At 29.6% G+C, this 15164-nt stretch carries 18 protein-coding genes; all 18 read right to left on the bottom strand.

The genetic code is table 11. The annotated features are described in order from the left end of the window. Nucleotide 1 precedes the first annotated feature (1 nt). Entirely contained in the window at nt 2-2038 is a 2037-nt protein-coding gene (locus B3N22_RS18275) for a phage tail spike protein (protein ID WP_286909319.1), read from the bottom strand. A 43-nt stretch (nt 2039-2081) separates the two neighbouring features. Beyond that, nucleotides 2082-2798, bottom strand: coding sequence for a distal tail protein Dit (locus B3N22_RS18270; protein ID WP_286909317.1), 717 nt, complete (start codon nt 2796-2798; stop codon nt 2082-2084). Nucleotides 2799-2810: 12 nt separating this feature from the next. Next, the gene (locus B3N22_RS18265) at nt 2811-5087 is read right to left on the bottom strand and encodes a phage tail tape measure protein (RefSeq protein ID WP_286909315.1); all 2277 of its coding nucleotides are present in this window, start codon (nt 5085-5087) and stop codon (nt 2811-2813) included. A gap of 269 nt (nt 5088-5356) precedes the next feature. After that, complete coding sequence (gpG, locus tag B3N22_RS18260; protein WP_286909314.1) at nt 5357-5656, bottom strand: phage tail assembly chaperone G; 300 nt, start codon at nt 5654-5656, stop codon at nt 5357-5359. Between the two features lie 55 nt (nt 5657-5711). Next, nucleotides 5712-6317, bottom strand: coding sequence for a major tail protein (locus B3N22_RS18255; protein WP_286909313.1), 606 nt, complete (start codon nt 6315-6317; stop codon nt 5712-5714). 19 nt (nt 6318-6336) lie between these two features. Further along, complete coding sequence (locus B3N22_RS18250; RefSeq protein ID WP_286909311.1) at nt 6337-6684, bottom strand: hypothetical protein; 348 nt, start codon at nt 6682-6684, stop codon at nt 6337-6339. A 12-nt stretch (nt 6685-6696) separates the two neighbouring features. Continuing rightward, on the bottom strand, nt 6697-7131 hold the full coding sequence (locus tag B3N22_RS18245) for an HK97-gp10 family putative phage morphogenesis protein (protein WP_286909309.1): 435 nt from the start codon (nt 7129-7131) through the stop codon (nt 6697-6699). Next, nucleotides 7132-7452 carry a phage head closure protein gene (locus B3N22_RS18240; RefSeq protein ID WP_286909308.1) on the bottom strand — a complete coding sequence of 107 codons (321 nt, stop codon included), beginning with the start codon at nt 7450-7452 and terminating at the stop codon, nt 7132-7134. It abuts the gene before it with no gap. Next, nucleotides 7453-7734, bottom strand: a complete 282-nt coding sequence (locus B3N22_RS18235; RefSeq protein ID WP_286909306.1) for a head-tail connector protein — start codon at nt 7732-7734, stop codon at nt 7453-7455. Nucleotides 7735-7792: 58 nt separating this feature from the next. Beyond that, a complete protein-coding gene (locus B3N22_RS18230) occupies nt 7793-8902 on the bottom strand; it encodes a phage major capsid protein (RefSeq protein ID WP_286909304.1) in 1110 nt (369 codons plus the stop codon). Between the two features lie 47 nt (nt 8903-8949). After that, nucleotides 8950-9549 (bottom strand): HK97 family phage prohead protease, encoded by a 600-nt coding sequence (locus tag B3N22_RS18225; RefSeq protein WP_286909302.1) that lies wholly within the window; start codon nt 9547-9549, stop codon nt 8950-8952. Beyond that, on the bottom strand, nt 9550-10773 hold the full coding sequence (locus B3N22_RS18220; RefSeq protein WP_286909300.1) for a phage portal protein: 1224 nt from the start codon (nt 10771-10773) through the stop codon (nt 9550-9552). It lies immediately after the preceding gene. A gap of 4 nt (nt 10774-10777) precedes the next feature. Then, the gene (locus tag B3N22_RS18215) at nt 10778-10957 is read right to left on the bottom strand and encodes a hypothetical protein (RefSeq protein WP_286909298.1); all 180 of its coding nucleotides are present in this window, start codon (nt 10955-10957) and stop codon (nt 10778-10780) included. Between the two features lie 23 nt (nt 10958-10980). Next, nucleotides 10981-12639 (bottom strand): terminase large subunit, encoded by a 1659-nt coding sequence (locus B3N22_RS18210; protein ID WP_414632247.1) that lies wholly within the window; start codon nt 12637-12639, stop codon nt 10981-10983. Between the two features lie 3 nt (nt 12640-12642). After that, complete coding sequence (locus B3N22_RS18205; RefSeq protein ID WP_286909294.1) at nt 12643-13014, bottom strand: phage terminase small subunit P27 family; 372 nt, start codon at nt 13012-13014, stop codon at nt 12643-12645. Nucleotides 13015-13178: 164 nt separating this feature from the next. Further along, the gene (locus tag B3N22_RS18200; protein ID WP_286909292.1) at nt 13179-13646 is read right to left on the bottom strand and encodes an HNH endonuclease; all 468 of its coding nucleotides are present in this window, start codon (nt 13644-13646) and stop codon (nt 13179-13181) included. Between the two features lie 82 nt (nt 13647-13728). Beyond that, entirely contained in the window at nt 13729-14331 is a 603-nt protein-coding gene (locus B3N22_RS18195) for a zinc-ribbon domain-containing protein (protein WP_286909290.1), read from the bottom strand. Between the two features lie 196 nt (nt 14332-14527). After that, a complete protein-coding gene (locus B3N22_RS18190) occupies nt 14528-15124 on the bottom strand; it encodes a hypothetical protein (protein ID WP_286909288.1) in 597 nt (198 codons plus the stop codon). Between the last annotated feature and the right edge of the window lie 40 nt (nt 15125-15164).

Raw genomic sequence — 15164 nt, 5'->3', positions numbered from 1 at the left:
TTTATTTAGAACCTAATACTCTATATCTTATTTGTAATTGTCCATCATTTACCCATGTAATATTATCATTGACATATAGTAAATGGGTAACTGTGCCCTCTAAAACTAACTGATTATTTTCAATATAGTAATCATTCATAAAAAATTCTCCTAAAGCATAATAAGTACTTCTTAAAGTAGCTATAATGCTAACCTGTACGTTTTTATAACTACAGTAATTAAAATCTTCACTGAGGTTTATTCTTGTTTCTTGACCGCTATTAATCCAAACTGTACCAGATTGTACCTTACTTACATAAGAAAAATATAAATCGCCAAGTTTCTGTTTAAAATCCCCCGTTGCTTTAACATCTTTATAAAAAGTTACTGGATATTCATTTCCTAAAGCCCCCATATCAAAATCTAGCCAAGCATCTGATGAAGTTGATCCTGCTCTTTTTGAAATACTAATATATCTATTATTTTCTGCAATTATAGATAATCCATTTTTTGTTGCATCACCTGTTTTGTAAGTAGAAGATATAGTAGCAGAAACTAAATTTGAATTATCTTGAAAATCATAAAAGCTCATAGTTTGATTTTTTATTCTAATAGCTTTTCTTCCACTTGTATCATATGTTGTTAGGTTTCCAGAACCTATATCAAGTTTGAAAGTACCATCTAGAGAAGATATTACTCCAACTTTTATTAGTGAAGCATCTAAAGTTCCCGTCTTAATAAAATCAGCTACAATCTCCCCATCCATTGTTATACCGATTGTAAAGTCACCATTATAACCAGTTGAACTATAACCAAGTCCATTTAAATTCCATCTCCACACCTTAGTTGCAGTAGCTATATCATCAGTATTCATTATTAAAAACTCTCCCTCTCGAGTAAGAGTGTGACCACCAAGAGCCTCTTTAATCTTATTAGTTATGTTATAGTTTTCTGCTTGAAATTGAATAACTTTGTTATTTAAAATTTGACTAGATGAATATTGAGATTTTGTATAGTCTCCTAATTCTAATTTAGTATATTTCTTTTTAGCACAATCCCAAGTATATTTCCTTAACCTAGCCTTTACATCAATATTTAATTTTTTACTATGTATTGTAACTATATCTCCTAAATATAACTGTTGTAATATCCCTAACTCTTTATTTTCTCTTATATTTCTTCTATCTAAAAAATCAACACTAAAATTAATAGCAGGTCTATCTACAAAACTTTCTAGATACATTAATGCTACTTGTCTTCTTAGTTCAGTATAAACTGCTTCTTTATTAGCAAAGTCTGTTGGAGCATCTGTTCTTGATACTTTTATATTAGGAAAATCAACATATTTTATTGAAGGTGTAGGATAATTATTTATTAAAGGACTATCAATAAACTGCTCTGGTAATTCAATTACTTTATCATTTTCATCTCTTCCAGTTGGCATTATTCTAGTAACTTCTTGTCCCTCGATAGTTTCCTCTATATCAATTAAATTCTTACCGTTTTCTATTCTAAAACCTCTATCTGCACCTAATTGAGATAGTATATTAAAGTTAAATTTATTCCTGTCTAATTCCCCACCCCAAACATTTAAAAAGCTATTCTCATCACTTCCCATAATTGCATCTAAAAAGTTCTTTCTAACATAATAGGCAGTGCCAGTTTTAGTGATATTAGAACTAAAAGAAAACCTTGTAGGATATTGAAGTCTGTCTTTCATCCAGTTAAGAGCGTTATATCCATTAAGTCCTGTTGGTCTAACATCAGTTAATCCATTTCTACTTAATTCATCACTTATTTGTACACATGTAACTTCTATATCAGAAGATTTTCTTCTAGTTTTTTTAATAATAAAATATTCTTCCCCTCTTGGAGCATCAGCTTTTATTACATTACCTTTTTGTAAGTATTTACTCTTTGTATCAACTATAGGATTTTCTAATGTAAGAGTATAATCTCCGTTTATTTCTTCATTTATTTCAGCCTTTGTATATTTATCTAAAACGCCTAAGCCATTATTAGCAAAATCAGTTGTATTACTCACATATACACAAATCAATACATTTCACCTCTCTCTTAAAAAGTAAATAACCCCTACTGGATTATAAACTTCTCCAGTTTGGGGTTATTTCTATTTTTGTTACACTTCCTATCCAACTAATAGTATTTAAACCACTCTTTAATATAGGAAACTCACCATTTACTTTATTATTTAAATTTTCTACAGTATCACTATAAGCTTCAATCAATGTAGAATTTAGTATTATATGATTGCTTATGGATTTCAATAAAATATCCTCATTGTTTATTGTTAATGTAATATTTCCACTTCCATAAACCTTTATTAAAGGTCTTGCATTATAAACTAATTCATTACTATAAAAAGAATAATTATTAGTTGTAATAGTGATTAAATTATTTTGATTATAGTATTTATAAGGCTCACATGTAAAACTTATTGTAAATATACCCTTTACTTTTAATTGTCTTTCAATATCTGTATATTCAACCATTTTAACTTTATAATGACGTTCTATATCATCAGCAAAATATAAATCATAATCATTGATTTTATTAAGCCAATTTAATATTTTAGTTACTTTAATATGTATATTCTCTCTGTCTATAAAGTTAAATTCTATATCTACTTTAACATCCTGAAATGTCTCTAAATCTTCAACTATTTCTCCATCGCCCTCTTGAATTTCATATGTTTCATAACGTCTTTTGGGAAGTGGAAAATTAGGACGTTTAGTTACTTTTAAGCCTAAATCTAAGCTGTTTAATTTATTAAATACTATAAAATATTTCCTTGCCAAATAATCCACCTCCTAAATTTTTAGATAATTAATTTCTTCATCTACGTATTTTGCTATTCCTCTACCTACTTGTTTCCCATCTAGTTCACTTACTACAGTTACATATATTGGTTTATTATTGTTATTTACATTTAATCTTTCTGAAAGCCTATCAAAATTCTTGTCCATTTGGTTCCATAGTTGTTGTAAAGGAAGAATTGCTTCCGCTCCAGCTTCTCCACCAATCATTGCGTTATTTCCATTCATTCCAAACATAGTAGGACTAGTCATTATACCCCCATTTTTATACCATTCAACACCTATTTTAGGCATCCTTGGAGGTACTAAACTGAACTCACCTTGTACAGAAAAATGAGGTAGTTTTATTTTTGGAAAAGAGAAGTTTTTAACTAAATTCCACACTGTAGATATAGTATTTTTTATACCTTCAAATGCTCCGTTAACCATATTTCTAAACCAATCAACTTTATTATATGCTAATACAAAAGCACCAGCTAATAAACTTATTACTAAAATAACTTTTGAAATTGGATTCATATTCATTACAAAATTTAATGCCCCCTGTGCAATTGACATTAATTTCGTTGCACCTTCGGCTAAAAGTGTAGAATTTTTTAGTCCATCAAATAACTTTATTCCATCGCTTATTCCACTAGATAATTTAGATACTGCTCCAAGTCCTAATCCAGAAGCTACTACAAATCCACCTAATCCTAATACTACCTTTCGAGAACCTTCGTCCATGTTATTTAACCAACTTGTTATATTGGATATTCCACCAACAAAACCTTCTATTAATGGACTTGCAGTATCTCCAAACTGGATCATGGCATTTTTGCCTTCATTTAAACTTTCCTTTAATCTTTGACCACTTGTATTATTAACTTTTTCAAAAGCTAAGTCTGTTGCTCCCGCACTATTTTGCATTTGTTGTAGCATGTTATTATAGTCATTTCCAGCGTTTTGAGATAATACGAGTGCCGCCTTTCCAGCTTCTGCACTTCCAAACATATCAGATAAACTTTTTCCACCTGTACTTGCATTATCGCTAAGTAATTTTAATACATCTCCTACACTTTTGCCACTAGCTGTTAATTGTGAAAAAGATTGTCCAGTCATTTCTTTTAATACTTTATCTGAAACACTTCCACTTTTACCAAGTTCATTAAGCATAGAATTTAAATAAGTTGTAGTTTCAGCGGACTTAATACCATTGCTTGTCATAATTGCATAACTTGCACCAAGTTGACTTAAATTAACACCTAATGCACTTGCTGTAGGTATAACCTTCCCCATATCTGCTGATAGTTGTCCTACTGTAACCTTACCTTTGTTCTGTACTTGTATAAGCAAATCACTTACGTCTACTACTTCATCACTTTTTAACTTATAGGCATTCATTATTGTAGTAAGTATATCTAAAGATTGTCCTGCTTCTGCAAACCCTGCTTTCGCCAGTTTAGTTGAATTAGTAACAAAATTAACTGCATCACCAGTTTGTTGACCTGCTGATATAGCATCATATACGTTGTTAGCAATTTCTGTAGAAGCAATTCCAGTATCGTTAGATAAATTGAGTATAGACTTTCTTAAATCTTCAATTGGTACTTCTGCGTCATCAGAAATTGTACTAACTTTTGCTATGGAATCATCAAATTCCATACTCAATTTAGCACTAGCAACCCCAAGTCCTCCTATTGCTACACTTGCACCTTTTAATTTATCAGCCATTTCACCAGTTTTTTGGGAAAAAGCATCTATTTTAACAGTAGATATTTTAGTATCTAAATCCTGTAATGCTTTAGTATTTTGTATTATAACTTTTTCAGTTTCATTTGCTTTTATCTTATAGTTATTCATTTGACTTTCAGCTCTTGACATAGCCTTTTCATTTGCTGAATATTCTTTTTGCAAAGTTTCTAATTCTTTTTGTAACGCTTTAGTTTCTTTACTATCTTCCCCAGTTAGCTTAATTTGTTGCTTTAATCTATCTTCCACACTAGATATAGATTTAGCCAATTCTGTATTCCTATCTCTATATTTTTGAATGTCTGTAGCTAAAGCTGAAACAGTCTTGTTTTGCAATCCTAGCAAGGTTGTATTACTTTTTAGATTATTAGATAATTGGGTATGTTGTGTCTTTAATTTATCTGTTTCACTTCCAAATAATTTAGCCTTTTCTGAGGATACATCTAAGTTAGAACTTACTAATTTTAAATTGCTTGTTACTTCCTTCATTTCAGTTATAAACTGTTTACTATCAGAAGATATTTTAATATTAGCTCCCAACTACCTCACCTCACTTTCTCTATTATTATTTTCTATTGGATTATCCAAACAATAGCAAACATAGTCAATGTATTCACAAAAATCTACTTTAGTACAATCTATATAACTAGATCCTTCTGCTATCATTCTCCTATATAACATGTAAACTATATCTTTATGTGTTCTTTTCTTATTTTCAAATTCAAATTCTTCTTCATCATATCCATTTTCTTTGTCATATTCATCAAAGGCACTACCCTCATTTTCTTCATTAGAGATAGTAGTGCCATTTATTTTTTTATTAACTTTTCAACCTTGCTTTGCGTCTTTTGGTTTATTTCTACTCCTATACCTATCCAAAATGTCATTAAATCTATTACATCTAATTCATTATCTATGTCCTCAGTTGTAAATTGGTTATTATAAAAATTTACTAAAAATTCTTTTATTAAATTAAAGTCAGCTTTTGTTGTTCTTCCATTTACCTTTTCACTTTCACTTACAGCATCCATAACGTCATAATAATCCGTCATTTTTCCACAAGTTATTTTAGTTACTTCATAGGTTTTTTCACCTAATTTAATCTTCATAATATATAAATCCCTCCTAATTTTAAATTAAAAAAGAGTAGAAATTAATCTACTCTTAAGCTTCTGTTAATGGTTCTGGTACTGCTGTAAACCATACTATTTTATTTGTTTCACTGTTTATTGCTAAAAGTGCTTTCGCTTCTGTATCTCCAACTTGTAACTCTAATTCATTTATATTAACTCCGTCTTTTCCATCTTTTTCTCTATCTCTGCAAGTAAATTTAATAGTTCTTTCTGCAATCGCAGGTTTATCTGCTTGTGTGTTGTGTTCTGCTCCAAATGGTTCTGGTTTACATACATATTTCCACACAAATTCATATTTACCTGTTTTAGCAACCTTAGTTCGATATCCTACTGCAAAATCTGGACATTCATCCTCAGTACTTTCTATTCTCATTCCCTTTACTGTTTTTTGTCCCATTAATAGAGCTTCATTTTCTTGAGATAATTCTTTTACAACAACTTCTAAACTTTTAGCTGTTAATCCTTGTAAAACATCGTCTAATTTATCATCATAGAATGAATTCTCCATACTTCCACTATAATCTTTTTTAATACTTCCAACTTTTCCCAATAAAATAGGTTCATCTGTAGTATAAGAAGTAGCTGTATTAGTCAATACTTTTGCAAAATAAAGGTCTTTAACTCCTAAATAAGCCATTTAAATCAATCCTTTCTTGTTATAAATTTTCTTCATACAACCATCGAGAAGTTATATGATATAATGTACTTCCATCTGTTTCTGTTTCAGTTTGGTCGGCTCCATCCTGGTAGAAAAAGCCACCTAATTTTAATAGTTTTTTTATTTCTTTTTTTAACTCAGTAACTTCTGAACTATCTTTAGTCCATAAATCTACCGTAATATAATGTTCCTCGGTTGTAGATTCATCATCAGCAAATTCACCCTCTGAATTATCAAATTCTAAATAGGTGATATGAGTATCATTTAAATTTTTATCATACCAACCATATAGAACATCTAAATTTAGGGGTTCCAATGCTTCTGCTACTAGCTCTATAATATCCACTCAATATCACCTCTACTTATTTAAACTTTCTAGTAAATTATTGTACTCTTCTATAAAAATACCTGTCCATTCTTTCCTTTGCTTAATAAAAGCTTTCTTAAATGGAGCGACTGGGGGCATTTTTGAAGTACCAAATTCTATAAATTTCATGTAAAAATATGGACTATTGTCACTCTTTTCCCATCCAATAACTATTTGTAAATTACCTTTTACTTTACGTATCGCCATAGGTATCTCATCCTTAGAATGTTTAAAGGTTCTACTTCCAGCTCTACCACTTCTGTAAACTTGTTTTGATACTGGTAAAGTCTTTTCCAACTCTTTATCTACCAAGTCTCCACATCTTTCAAGAGCTTTATATTCAGTTTTTTCTATTTCCTTTGGTGTGGCTATTTCCTCACACTTTTTTATAAGTTCTTTTAATCCAGTAACTTGTACAGTAGCCATTTAGCTCACCGCCATTACTTGTAAAATTATGTCCTTCTTGGAGTTCCCCATGGTGTCTATAAAAACTATATTAAATTCTTTATCTCTCCATATAACCTTATATTCTTTAGTTTCAAACAACATATCCTTTAATTTATTACAAGTTCTACACTTAAACTTCAAGCTATTTTCAAGTTTACTGTTGTACGCTTCATATTTCTCTTTTCCAAGAAGGTCTAATACTTCACACCAACAACTATAGTAGTCAACCCAAGACTCATTCTTCTTACCTTTATCAATTACTACAACTCTTTTTTTAATAGATATTCTTTCATTTAGCATTTACACCACCTCATTAAATAAGGATAATCTTGCTAAAATGCTTTCTGTTATTCTATCTCTAGTAATATTATTGGCTGTGTTTGTACTTCTATTTTCATACATATCACTAATTAGTTTCTTCTGTAGTAAATCAGCTAATTTCAAGCCTTTTTCATCTGTTTTATATCCTTCGCCTACCATTTCATCGATATAAATACTAGATACTTCTATAAAACTCATTAACTCAATATCTTCTTCATCATAATCTATTTTTAGGTAGTTTTTAATTTCTTGCAGTGTCATTTTTATATCCCATCCTCTCATTTTATTTTAAAGAGAGAAGGGAAAACCCTCTCTCAAATTAAAGTTCTACATAGAAACAAGCTCTAGCATCACCTTTAACTACATCAAATCTTTCAACAACCTTTGTAAATGTTTGGTTATACACGAAACCAGCTTCTTTAGATGTAGCTATTTCGTATTGTTTTCTATCAAAGAATTTAACTAAAGCATATAGATTTACAACATAGAAAGGTAATTTTCCTTCTGTAGCAGGTACTAAATCAGCATTGTCCATAACAACAACTTCTTTACCTTTAAACATTTTTCCACCTTCTACGGCTAAAGAGTCAGTTAAAAGTGGTCTTCCTTGAGAATCAACTAAACCATCTAAATAGTCATATCCATCAACGTTAGTTACTACAACTAATCCTCTTTTTAAAGCTGGAACTACTTTGTTTATAGTTTTTTGAATAGCTTTATAATCTGTTCCAGTTGCACCAGCTACTTTATTAGCTTCTATTATTTCAATTATTTCTTCGTTTTCTGAGTTAACTGAACATTCAGCAACATCGGGAGCTAATAAAGAGTTATAGAAGTCAACTCCAGCATCTTCTAATACAGAATTTTCTACTGGATATATTTTACCGTAATCTTCTACAGCAAATTCTATTGGTTCAGTTGTAATCATTTCTTGTACCATAGCAGTATCAGTTGCTAATTTAGCTAATTTTCTAGTAGTAGACCCCTTAGAAACAGGCATCTTACCAGTATTAGTTGTAACAGGTATTACATGACAATATGGTTTTAAAGCGGGGAATCCTTTTTGTTCTAACTGTACTTGTGCAATGAATGCTTGTGGCAATATAGCACCACTATTAGATACATTTACAGATGCTCTTTCTTCTTCAGTTAATTCTTTTCTTGCTAATATTTTGCTGATTGCTCTAAATTCTAAATCAATTTTGTTGTTTTCCATTTTTACATCATCCTTTCTTTCTTCAACCTTGTTTTGTTTTTCTAAATCTCTTTTTTCTTCTTCTTCTAACTCTTCTGCAATAACTAAGCTTTCTTTTAAAGCTCTTAATTCTTCATTTGCTTTTTTAGAATTTTCTAAATCAGATTTATCTAAAAACCCTCTAACTTCTATCTTTTTAGCTTCAATTGCATCTCTAATTTCTTTTACCTTCATTTAAAATCAACCTCACTTTTTAATAATTTTTTTGTATAAAAAAAGAACTAGTCTAATAGTTCTAGTTCAATCTTTAATAATTCTAATTCTCTTTGTTCTTTTTCTTTATTTAATTCTTTATTTTGGTTATCTTTATATTCCTTATAGCTTCTAACATCAGCCGAAGTTTGATTATAAGCAGGAATAGGAGTAAGTGTACATTCTAGTAATGTAACATCTAGTAATGTTCTTATATCCTCAAAATTATTATTTGTTGACCAAGTTTCGTTATTAGTTATAAATCCAAACGAACAACCTTTTATTAACTTCTTTTTAACAAGATTATAAGCATCCATAGAATAGCTTATTGACTTATCCAATGTTAAACTAAATCTTAATCCAATATTATCTACAGATAAACTCAATGTATTTGTTTCTGTATCTGCTAAAGGCTTATCCCAATCATGGTTATACAACATAAAAATATTATGCCCATCTGCAAGAGTTGAATCAAATGCTCTAGGGTCTATTACTTCATAAAATCCCATGTATTTACTTTTAGAATTAAATGTAGCAACATAACCTTCAATAACCATACTTCCATCTTCTGTAGCTCTAGTCTCAATATTTTCTACAATCAATTGTCTTATTTCTTTTTCCTTATTCATTTAAGCACCTCCTCCCTGATTAGCATTATCTTTAGCTGTTTTATATAAATCTTTTATTTTCAAAGTTCCAGAAGAAGCCAATAAATCATCTCCATCTTCTTTCTTAACTTCTCCTAAAATTCGTCTCACTTCATTTGGTGTGTAAACAGAATTTTGAATATAACTATTTAGTATCTCTGCTTGTTCTTTGGCACTTACTCTTAATAAAACATTTTGATTAGATTCAAAGAAATATCCTTTCTTTCTATCAGCTTCACTTAATAATTTATAAGTTAGCTCTAATTCATTACCTTCAAATAAGATAAGCAGCGTATTTACTAAGTAACTTAAATTAGATTGCTCTAAAGAGTTATTATTGTATCCATCCATTATTCCGATTAAATGTGGTGGAACTCCAAATGATGTACATATATCTACTTGACCCATTTTCTTTAATTCACTGAATTGACTATCTGCAAGGTTTAACTCTAATGGAGTCACAACGTATCCACTAGGCACCGTAAGTATTCTTTTGCTAGATGTGTATAACCTATCAAACATTGATTGTGCTTCTTTTAACTTCTTTTCATCCTTAATATCTGACATGAATTGAACTACAGCTTTTGAACTTAACCCATTTGAAAATAAATCCTTTTGATAAATTTGAGCATAAGCATTGGTGTTAATGGTATCTCTTAAATTATCTTTAACACTAATACTATTAATTCCATCTAGAGTCATACCTTTAAAGTGTAATATATCATCATATGTGCAAGTATATTCTTTTAAGTCTGGACTACAAGTATAATAAACTAATATAGCATTATTCTTTTTTGTCTTAGCTAATCCAATATTGTCAATTAGTAACTTAGTTACATTTATAGGATATAATCCAGTTATTTTGTTAGCTTTCCTAGTTATTAATGCAAAAGCTTCTCCCTTGTGTTGTCTATTGGCTTCCATAGCCTTAAAGAAATCAACCGAACTCATATAAGGATTAGGTCTAAACTTTATTAAATCATATAAATAGTTCTCTTCTGCTCTAACATCTCCTATATCAGTTCTTTGTTTTAGAATAACTGGAACTTTTGCAACATCTTCTGCTAATCTTTTTATACATTTAAAATATGTACTTTCTTTAAATTCTCCATCTGTTATGGCTACTCCAGTTCCAGTAGTCCAAGAATATTTATTTAAATCTTCATATGTCATATTTCTTTTTTCATTGTTAAAAAATAATCCCATTTAATCACCCTCTTCCCATAAATACAGCTATAATTATTAAAAACAATGCTAATAAATAAAAAGCTATGTATACATTTAGAAGAAAAGTGGTAATAAACACAATTAAAAAAGCCAACACAATAAGCAAATCTGCTATTATATCAGCCTTAAATTTTACTATTAAGTTTTTTAATTTTTGTTTCATGTCATTTTCACCTCTTCTTATTATTACCAATTCTGTTTTAATAAAGCATCCGCAGAATCATAACCGTTGCTATTATTAAATACAGCTCTTGTTAAAGCCATTACTAAAGCTATAATTCCATCAATTTTATTTTTTGCCTTTGACTTATCGTATTTTATATTTCCTGCTGGGTCAAAAGTTGCAACAACATTACTTGCCATCCAAGTTAATAAATTATTGTTTGCTATTATTAATCTTTTATCTAGCATTAAAAGTTCAAAGTCTTTTATAGCTGGACTCATGCTCTTATAACCTTGTCCAAAAGGAAATATAGTGTATTTTTCTTCCAATCTTGAAACTATATCTAAAGCTCCAAACCTATCAAAAGCTATTTCATTTGTATCAAATCCATAATTACTATTCATATCATCTATATAATTAAAAAGTTCTTCTGGATTAATATAACTTCCACTTAATGTTTTTAAATCTCCATCTTGTACATATACATCATATCTAACTTTATCTTTTTCAGAACGCTCTAAAAGTGTATCTTTTGGAGTAAATAAATGTGGATATATAATAAATTTATCATTATTAGGGTCATAAAAACATTGAACATAAGCAATAATATCTTTTACAAATCCTAAGTCTAAAGCTCCCCAACATTCCATTCCCTTTAAATCTTCTAAATTTATATCTTGTAAACACTCTCTATAATCTACCATGTTAATGGCGTTTTCTCCATCAAGTGCTACATGCTGATTTAAATATAATCTTCTTGCTTTAGCTTCAAAGGATTTAATTCTACTAGCCTTTATCATAAAGTCCTTTAGATCTTCATATTTTCTGAAAATAGATAAAGCTGGATTAGCATTATACCATTGTTTTTCGTCCATTAAATCACATTTTGCTTCGGCTTCAAATATAGCATAATAGAAATTTTCATCTTCATATTTTCCACTTTCGATATCTTTAGAGTAATTATATAATTCAAATTCAAGGTTATGTGGGTCTTGTCCTGAACTTGCAGTAGTAGTACAAAACATTAATGGTTCATCCCACAAACCCATACCAGTTCTTAATTTCTCATAGGCATCACTGTTTTTGTATTCATGTACCTCATCTAAAATTACAACATAACTTGCGTAGGAATCTAAATTTGCTCCGTCATTCGCTAAGACTCTTAAATTACTATTTGTTGCTTTCCTAAACATCATTTTCTGAGATTCAGTTATCTTTACATGCTTTTTTAATGTCTTATTGTTTTTAATCATTAACTGAATAGTATCAAATAGGTTAGTAGCTTGTTTCTTATCATTTGCAACTATTATGTATTGAGCACCATAAGCTGGGTCTGTAAAATACAGATAAACAGCAATCCAAGAAACTAAAGAACCTTTCCCATTCTTTCTGCTAATATCTAAAAGAGCTTCTCTATGTTTTCTCAATTTAGTATCTTTATTTTTTACACAAAGTAGTTCAGAGGTTATGATAAATTGAAATTTTAAAGGCTTTATTTTCTGACCTTTTTTACCCTTATCTAATTCTAATTTACTAATAAATTTATAAAATCTTCTAGCTTCTTCCTCATCATAAAAAAATTTATCACTATTCCATTTATTTTTTAGCTCTTCAATTAAATCATCTAAGCTATAATTTGTTTGTTCTTCAATATGTTTTAACTTATAATCTTCCAATATCACCACCTACTTTACTATCATGTCTTCCATTTCCTCATCATCTGAGTTTCCATTAGAATTATTTTTATTCATTCTACTTCTAGATGCAGGGGTGAAACCTAATTCTTTTGACCAACTTCTCATATCATTCAATGCTTTATTTGAAATTGCAATCTCTGGTCTTTGCTGTACATATCCATTCGGTGTAGTAAATGTATATCCTTGCTCTTGCAATATTTCCTCACATAATCTCCACTTTGAATACGATTGGCAATAACCTTCTAGAGCTTTTGAATCAATTTCCAATATTTCTCCCTCTGCATCTAATTCTTTAATTATTCTTTTCCATTCTTTTTTTGCTTCTGTATCTAACCAAGTAGGACATTTTAATTTAGGCATATTCTTCACCCCTTTCTCCTGTTTGTTTACTCCCCCTATAAGAAAAATCCAAAAAAACTTGTCTTTGACTAGACAAGGCGACGTTTCTAAGTATTTTCAAAACTTTCGATACCCCACTGGGTATATTTAACGCAAAAATAAAAAGTATATAATAAAATATACTTCTATCCTCCAAACTCTTTTATAAACCTTGCCTTTAACTCCATCAAACCCCTTATAGTATTATCCTTAGTCTTACTATTCTTCTTATATAAGTTATGTATGTGTTGGTGGTTACTCTCACTAAGATATATTAAATTATCTATATCTAATCTCTTGTTCCAATCCTCATCTAACTCTATAATATGATGTACTGTATAACCCTCTACAATCTTTCCTGTTCTATAGAACTCTACTATATCTATACCATATGTACTATCTATAACAACATCTCTAGCCTTATCCCATATTGTACTACTATAAAAGTCTTGGTACTTCTTCTGTTCCTCATCTTGTCTTCTTCTGTAGCTGTATTCCTTATATCGTTCCTTCTCAGATAATTGAAACTCTTCTTTATGTTTAATACAATACTTAACACCATAATCCACTAATACATTACAACCCTGTCTACTACACTTCTTCTTTAAAGGCACTTTATCACCTCTTAGACTTTGACTTTCCTTGACTAAAAAAATAAAACTAGACACAGTTTATAGTGCCTAGATAAATATAAACTTATTTGATTTCCAATTCCTTTTCACATCTCTTAATAAAAGAAGTAACTCTATATTCGCTACCGACAATAATAGTTGCAGGCTTTTTAGTTGTCAAACTCCAATAATTTATAACTAAATAATGTTTATTTTTCATTTTTGTTTTTGAACCTATTCCAGACATTCCACCAACTAAAGCTCCAACGGGTCCCAATATTAAACCACCAACAACAGAACGTCCTATAACAGACTTATCTTTTGAATATAGCTCTTGTCTAGTTGTTTCGTTTAAACTAATTATTTGAGTAGAATGTATTTCCATTATAGGTAAATAGAAACTCCCACATAAATTTAACCCATTGCTACATAAAATAACACGTATTTTTCCAGTAGGTATATTATCTAAAGAATTTTCAGCATTATCAAAATACCCATCAACACATGCATCGCCGCCCCAGTTAACAATTTGCTTACCTATAGATAAATCTGCTGGTAAATCTGGAAATACGAACCCATCTGATTTGTCTATTGCTTGTACAACATTATTTAAAGGGTATCCACAATTAGGACATGAAACAGCCTTATCACTTATATCTTTGTTACATTCTGGACAACTTATTATCATTATATATCTCCCCCACAAACATCATTATACATATTATAACATATATTGTATAATAATACCTTTACAAATTCTAAAGTTCAAGATGTGACCTTTAAAGTTATCGTTTCGCTACTAACCATATCGTATGCATAGATCACATCAACCTTATGTAAATAAAATGAAGGCATAGAATATGAAATCCTACGCCCCTTATTTTCTATATTGGATATAATATATCACTAGTTCTATCAAGTACACTTCTTATATACCCATTTATATTATTTTTAGCATTGAAAGAACTAAAACACTCTGCAAAAAACTCTCGTTCATCTACTAATGCATATCTACTGATGGATGATATACACCTAGAATCAATATTACAATCATCATAAAATCTATTATATAACCCTTTAATAATTTCATCATCTGATATATTATACGTACAATCTAGTGCATGAGCAAACTCGTGACATAGATATTCTTTTAACGTATTTGGGACAAAGTCCGATTTTATTAATAGCCTTTTATCTTTAATATTGTATCTTCCACCAATCTCTGTTCCGTTTTTGTTTATTTCACAATCCGCTATTCCCATAATCATGCTATAAGTATCAAAATCCCCTATTTCTTTAATCTCTACCTTATAATACCTACTAATTAATTCTTTGAATTCTTTGGTAACAAATTCTATTGACTCAATAGGCATATGTTTTAAATCCCAATATGCTTTAATACCTATTGAATCATAATAATTTATTACAGCTTTATATCTATCATAATGGTCTGGCTTAATTAGATATCTAAAATCATGCATTATTTATTCACCGTCCTATATATTTTACATTTAACATATT

The sequence above is a fragment of the Clostridium sp. UBA1652 genome, from assembly GCF_002320975.1.
Taxonomy (GTDB): domain Bacteria; phylum Bacillota; class Clostridia; order Clostridiales; family Clostridiaceae; genus Clostridium_T; species Clostridium_T intestinale.
The sequence above is the reverse complement of the archived record's forward strand: the minus strand, read 5'-3'. Positions and strand labels throughout refer to the sequence as shown.

What these genes read in the sequence shown, in the direction of transcription:
- B3N22_RS18220 (WP_286909300.1), bottom strand. Translation starts at nt 10,773, where the DNA reads ATGGGATTATTTTTTAACAATGAAAAAAGAAATATGACATATGAAGAT.
- B3N22_RS18195 (WP_286909290.1), bottom strand. Translation starts at nt 14,331, where the DNA reads ATGATAATAAGTTGTCCAGAATGTAACAAAGATATAAGTGATAAGGCT.
- B3N22_RS18240 (WP_286909308.1), bottom strand. Translation starts at nt 7,452, where the DNA reads ATGCTAAATGAAAGAATATCTATTAAAAAAAGAGTTGTAGTAATTGAT.
- B3N22_RS18225 (WP_286909302.1), bottom strand. Translation starts at nt 9,549, where the DNA reads ATGAATAAGGAAAAAGAAATAAGACAATTGATTGTAGAAAATATTGAG.
- B3N22_RS18230 (WP_286909304.1), bottom strand. Translation starts at nt 8,902, where the DNA reads ATGAAGGTAAAAGAAATTAGAGATGCAATTGAAGCTAAAAAGATAGAA.
- gpG (WP_286909314.1), bottom strand. Translation starts at nt 5,656, where the DNA reads ATGAAGATTAAATTAGGTGAAAAAACCTATGAAGTAACTAAAATAACT.
- B3N22_RS18245 (WP_286909309.1), bottom strand. Translation starts at nt 7,131, where the DNA reads ATGGCTACTGTACAAGTTACTGGATTAAAAGAACTTATAAAAAAGTGT.
- B3N22_RS18235 (WP_286909306.1), bottom strand. Translation starts at nt 7,734, where the DNA reads ATGACACTGCAAGAAATTAAAAACTACCTAAAAATAGATTATGATGAA.
- B3N22_RS18190 (WP_286909288.1), bottom strand. Translation starts at nt 15,124, where the DNA reads ATGCATGATTTTAGATATCTAATTAAGCCAGACCATTATGATAGATAT.
- B3N22_RS18255 (WP_286909313.1), bottom strand. Translation starts at nt 6,317, where the DNA reads ATGGCTTATTTAGGAGTTAAAGACCTTTATTTTGCAAAAGTATTGACT.
- B3N22_RS18215 (WP_286909298.1), bottom strand. Translation starts at nt 10,957, where the DNA reads ATGAAACAAAAATTAAAAAACTTAATAGTAAAATTTAAGGCTGATATA.
- B3N22_RS18205 (WP_286909294.1), bottom strand. Translation starts at nt 13,014, where the DNA reads ATGCCTAAATTAAAATGTCCTACTTGGTTAGATACAGAAGCAAAAAAA.